This window comes from Xenorhabdus sp. KK7.4 (assembly GCF_963876465.1).
Classification (GTDB): Bacteria; Pseudomonadota; Gammaproteobacteria; order Enterobacterales; family Enterobacteriaceae; genus Xenorhabdus; species Xenorhabdus stockiae.
The window spans coordinates 1-6,043 of sequence record NZ_CAWNQF010000119.1; the positions used below are offsets into that span (position 1 = coordinate 1).

General features: G+C 39.5%; 4 protein-coding genes. 1 reads left to right on the forward strand and 3 read right to left on the reverse strand.

Going from position 1 to position 6,043, the window contains the following annotated elements:
• Nucleotides 1–156 precede the first annotated feature (156 nt).
• Nucleotides 157–1,518 (reverse strand): amino acid permease, encoded by a 1,362-nt coding sequence (locus tag AACS90_RS19645; RefSeq protein WP_099123579.1) that lies wholly within the window; start codon nucleotides 1,516–1,518, stop codon nucleotides 157–159.
• 471 nt (nucleotides 1,519–1,989) lie between these two features.
• Here AACS90_RS19645 and AACS90_RS19650 point away from each other — a divergent pair, with 471 nt between their 5' ends.
• Nucleotides 1,990–2,370, forward strand: coding sequence for a helix-turn-helix domain-containing protein (locus tag AACS90_RS19650; protein ID WP_099110862.1), 381 nt, complete (start codon nucleotides 1,990–1,992; stop codon nucleotides 2,368–2,370).
• Nucleotides 2,371–2,445: 75 nt separating this feature from the next.
• On the opposite strand, the gene AACS90_RS19655 is transcribed toward AACS90_RS19650, so the two are convergent.
• On the reverse strand, nucleotides 2,446–3,288 hold the full coding sequence (locus AACS90_RS19655) for an N-acetylmuramoyl-L-alanine amidase (protein WP_193757302.1): 843 nt from the start codon (nucleotides 3,286–3,288) through the stop codon (nucleotides 2,446–2,448).
• Between the two features lie 208 nt (nucleotides 3,289–3,496).
• A complete protein-coding gene (locus AACS90_RS19660; RefSeq protein WP_099123581.1) occupies nucleotides 3,497–4,951 on the reverse strand; it encodes an alanine/glycine:cation symporter family protein in 1,455 nt (484 codons plus the stop codon).
• Nucleotides 4,952–6,043: the final 1,092 nt, after the last annotated feature.

Below are 6,043 nucleotides of genomic sequence, written 5' to 3' on the forward strand. Positions count from 1 at the left end.
CGCAAGGTGTTTTAACAAATCAAAAGGGGTTTTTATAGCTGCCTCATCGCTGAAAGCTCTACGGAACCCCCTGCCTAGCAGGGGGTTTTCTATATACAAAAATCAGCCGGGCATTATGCCCGGCTGATAAAGTGTGCTCATTTTAAAACTATCAAGTTATGTCTTTGCTTTATTGGATCTGGAAAATAAATAACCAACCCACAATGCTCCGATCCAGAATGGCATGAGGATAACAGATATACGTATATCAGGTATCGTCAGGATGATAATAAGAATACAAGCCAGAAATATCAGACACAGGAAATTACCAAATGGATACCAGAATGCTCTGAAACTTGTTTTAACGCCTTCGGCATCCTTTGCAGCCCGGAATTTCAGGTGTGATACACAAATCATAATCCAATTAATAACTAAGGTTGTTACTACCAATGCCATCAAAAGCTCAAATGCCTTACCCGGCATAGCATAGTTAATTAATACACCTATCGATGTTGCCAAAGCTGACAATGCAATTGATAAAACCGGAACACCGCGCTTATTCACTTTGGTCAGAATACGTGGTGCATTACCCTGCTTAGCCAAGCCGTACAACATTCGGCTGTTACAATAAACGCCGCTGTTATAAACCGACAGCGCTGCCGTCAGCACGACAATATTCAAGGCATTAGCAACCCAGAAGCTATCCAGGTTATGGAAAATCAGAACAAATGGACTTCCGCCCTCAACAACTTTTACCCACGGGTAAAGAGACAACAGAATGAACAACGAACCGATATAAAACAGTAAAATACGGTACACAACCTGATTAGTTGCCTTCGGGATATTCTTTTCTGGATTTTCAGCTTCTGCCGCCGTAATTCCTACAGTTTCCAACCCGCCGAATGAAAACATAATTACGGCCATTGCTGTGATCAGACCCGCAGCACCATTAGGCATGAAACCGCCATACTGCCATAAATTGCTTACGCTGGCCTGTGGCCCACCTGTTCCACTAATGAGCAAGTAAGAACCGAAGAGGATCATGCCGATAATAGCGCCGACTTTAATCATAGAGAACCAGAATTCTGCCTCCCCATAGAGCCGGACATTAATTAAATTGACAGAGTTAATCACCACAAAGAATATTGCTGCTGAAACCCACGTTGGGATCTCAGGCCACCAGTATTGAATATACATACCGACAGCAGTGAGTTCCGCCATTCCAACCAGTATAAACATAACCCAGTAATTCCAACCGGATAGAAAACCGGCAAAATTACCCCAATATTTATAAGCAAAGTGGCTAAAAGAACCTGCTACTGGCTCTGCAACAACCATTTCCCCCAACTGGCGCATTATCAGGAATGCAATAAAACCACTAATAGCATACCCAAGAAGCACTGAAGGACCGGCCATTTTGATCGTTTGGGCAATTCCCAAAAATAACCCTGTTCCTACTGAGCCACCGAGTGCAATAAGCTGAATATGCCTGTTCTTTAAACCACGCTTAAGCGTCGACTGTTGTATATGCCCCGTCATCTAGTCCTCTTATTTCGATAATTATATCCGTCGTCTTTCAGGCCATTTCTGTGTTGGCTTAGTTCACCCACCACTACGATTCAGCCCGAAATCCATTGGGTATAGAACCTGTTTAAACTATTTTATTTGTCGTTTTGGACCTGAACTGGCCGAAGAAACCTTAGATTCCTTCAATTTTTGCGCGATCTATCATACCCAAACTGCCCTGACACTATTGCTATCGTGTCAGACTCTAATTTTGACCCAATATTTAGTTTACTCATTCAAATCAGATGAATATTAAAACATCATTCACAAAGAATAAATACCGGAAATGCATACTAATTCACTCTTCGTCCCCTTGTGATTGTAATGCATATTCAGGACCGATAAGAGTAAAATTAACTCTCGATTGTCGATTATGTATAAAACTAAAATCTTGAAAAGAAGTTGTGTATACTTCCCATCACCTTTAACCAATTTATAATTGTAATGCCACAGGATAATCACTTAGCACTTGTATGCGCACTGAGTAAATGGATAGAAAACCACCTTGGTCGTGTCATCCATCTTGAAGAACTTGCTGCTTACTCTGGCTATTCGCTTTGGCACATGCAGAAAATATTCAAGGAAGTCACCGGGATCTCACTGGGTAAATACATACGCCAACGTCGTCTGGCTGGTGCTGTACATCTTCTGAAGAACAGTTCCCAACCCATTTTTGATATTGCGCTGGATTTTGGCTTCGGCTCTCAATCCCACTTTACTTATATGTTCCGTAAAGAATATGGCATTACACCTTACGATTTTCGTCAAAGTACAGATATAGAGCTTGAAGTTAAACTTCCATTACACCTGTCTTACAATTGCTAATCATAAGATAAGTTATGCGGCCAGACATCAATATCAGGCCGCTACCTTACCAACTTTTTTAGTACCACAACGAGATTAGTTTTCATTTAATTTATATTTTTCAACTAAGGCTAATGCTATCGCTTCCGTTTCTGCATCGGGATAACCCTGAATATCTGATGGACGAAAATGCATCTGAAATGCCCGGATCGTTTTATGTGTATGCACATCCAGATAACCTGTCTGAGGAATAGAATACCCATAAACAGCCAGTGCTTTTTGTATTCTGATAACGGAAACAGGCGTATCTGGCGCTCTGTCAGCTAAATATTTACTGACCGTATCAGCATCAGGCCAGGCTCCGATCCCTTCTTCATAAAGAGTATGCCATGGAAAAACAGGCCCCGGATCTTCTTTCCTAAGTGGGGCGATATCACTATGACCAACCACATTCACAGCTTCAATTTTATGTCTACGGATAATATCTTTTGCCAGTCGAATCAAAGCATCTATTTGTGTTGGATGATATTCACACCACTCTTTTTTAAAAAAGTATTTTTTAAATCCACAATTAACTATTTCTATGCCGATGGAATAATTATTTAAATTTTTATACCCCCTCCATTCACTTCTGCCGGCATGCCAGGCTTTTTCTCCCTCAGAAGATAATTGAAAAATAATCGGTTCATTATTTTTATATTTGGGATGAGCAGGAATCAAATACTGGACGCTGACATTACCGCCAGTCAAAGCCCGTAAAGAACGTTTCTCATTCAAGGCCGTATAATGTACGACCAGAAACTTGACTGACTCAATATTCTGTTTTGTCGAATACGAATAAGAATGATCAATAAGATAATCATTCCTTTCTTCCAATGGGGATTGCCGACTACAACCAATCAACAGCGTAATAAGCACACCTACTAAGATTTTTCTCATCATATTTATACAATAACAGAAGAAAAATTGAATAATGTCACTATATAGTAGATGAAACTAGAGTAGATGCTGTCTTTTTATCGGCTGGAATGCTATGTGTTATACCGTTTTTACAATAACATAAAAGCCGGACTTCCATTAAATCTGGAATATCCGGCTAATATGTCTATTCATTTTATTTTACTAATAATGAATATTGGTCTTAATTTCAGCTATTACGTTTTTGATTCTTCTGAGCCGGCTCATTACCCCAAATGCCTTCTTCAATCTGCTTTTGGAGTTCCGGATACATATTAATATCAAATGTTGGTAACTGCCCTGCTTTTCTCTGCTGGTTATAGTCTTTAGCCAATTTCAGCGCAATGCCTGATAACAAGAAAATAGCTATCAGGTTCACAATAGCCATACAGGCCATGGATACGTTTGCCATATTCCAGACTAAAGGCACTTCCGCCATTGTACCGAACATCACCATGGCTAATGCTGCAATACGTAAAATGAATAAACCTGCGGTATGGTTACGCTCGAGGAATATCATATTACTTTCAGCATAAGCGTAATTAGCAATAATTGATGTAAAGGCAAAGAAGAAAATTGCAATGGCAACGAAAGTTGTTCCCCAATGACCAACTGCGGAGGATAGTGCACGTTGCGTCAATTCAATTCCGCTGATGGCAGTAACATTCTCATTAAGGATGCCTGAAGAAAGAATGATGACTGCTGTAGCACTACAGATAACGATCGTATCCATAAATACCCCCAACATCTGCACATATCCCTGAGAGGCCGGATGTGGCGGATATGGAGAAGCAGAAGCCGCTGCGTTTGGCGCAGAACCCATTCCCGCTTCATTCGAGAACAAACCACGCTGAACGCCCTGAAGCATTGCCTGGGAAATACCATAACCCAATGCCCCTGCCGCAGCTTCCTGAAAACCAAAAGCACTCTTAAAGATTAATGCAAATACTTCCGGAATACGTTCAATATTGTGACCTACAACCCAGAATGCCAGAATTAAATATGCACCCGCCATAAATGGAACAACTAATTCAGCAACCCGCGCGATTGAGCGCAAACCGCCAAAAATAATCACACCACTAATAATGACTAACGCAATACCGACATATAACGGATTGATATCGAAGGCAAAAGAAGCTGCTTGTGCAATTGAGTTTGCCTGAACGGCATTAAATACAAGACCAAACGCGATAATAAGGAAGAATGAAAACAATACACCCATCCACCGCTTCTTCAACCCTTTCTCCATGTAGTAGGCTGGGCCACCACGATAATTTCCCTGATCGTCTTTCGTCTTGTACAACTGAGCAAGCGTGCTTTCCACAAAGGAAGTTGCCATACCAATAAATGCAACAACCCACATCCAGAAAATAGCCCCAGGGCCACCAGCAGTCAGTGCAATCGCAACTCCGGCAAGATTCCCGGTCCCTACGCGCGCCGCAAGGCTGGTACATAAAGCCTGAAAAGATGAGATGCCGGATTTATCTGATTTCTTGCTGTGTTTCAGGACTGAAAACATGTGGCCAAAATGGCGAAGTTGTATAAAACCAAATCTTATAGTGAAGTAAAGGCCAACCCCAAGAAGCAAGTATATTAATACGTAGTCCCAAAGAATGTTGTTAATGAAGTTAATCAGATCCGTCAAGATATTTTCCCCTTACTATTAGCAAACATTAGCTGACCATAATCAGTATCCGTCTAAAATTTATTGTGCTTAATATCCTTTATTATTAACAAGTAACACAATTCTGCGAATGAGACACAGAGATACTAGCCAGTAAAACGAAAAGAATGTAACACAATATCTATTTCAATGGGTAACTTTTAATGAAATTTTTACATTTACTTTAGCGTTTATGAACATTTGCACTAAGTTACATTTATGCTAACGGCCCTATTTTAGCCCAGTTAATCATACTTAATGACGAATAAATGGTCTGTTTTGTTGATATCAGCTGTATTTAAGATGCACATCTTACGAAACAATTTGCACACAAAAAAGAAACAAATAACAAACAAAGATCAACTTTTTCAAAAGTAATTAAATATAAAACTCTTATAAGCGCTTCTTTTAATCACTGCACGCATATCGGATAGATAGAAAATTAATTGTTTATTTTACAACCTATCAATGTCGTTAATCTCTCAGCACAGCAATAATTGCATTCATTAAAAACACTAAAATAACGATAAAATTTAATGTTGAAATCTCTTGAATTTAAGAAAACATATAGCAATATCTTTCTTCAAATGAGATTATTAAATTTTAATGCTGTGATAATTGGAAAAAGCCACCATTTCATATTAAGATTTTCACTTGTTATTTTTTACATAAGAAATAAAAACAACAGGTTAGCAAGATATTAATATTCCACTATCTGGCCATCAGATAATCTGCTAGTGAGGTTATGATTGATGTTAGAAAGAAAAAGAAAAAATCCAGCGGATAACATACTGCCAAAACGGGTATATAGGGGAAAATCTAAATACGAGTACCATCCAGCAACAGGCGGTTCTATCTCAATTTGCTGTTTAAACTCGCCGCTGTCTGTTATCTGGAAAGAGTACAACAAGATTGTAGAAAAAATTGAAAAAAATAGTACTTAGCCCCCTGTTTATATCAAAATTAATAAGTATCCCCCGGCATAGCCGGGGGTTTTTCATATGCGCCTATAAGGCTCTCTTACCTGCCGCGCCCTAACAGGCGCATCGCAATCTGACATTTGCATTCTAGTGA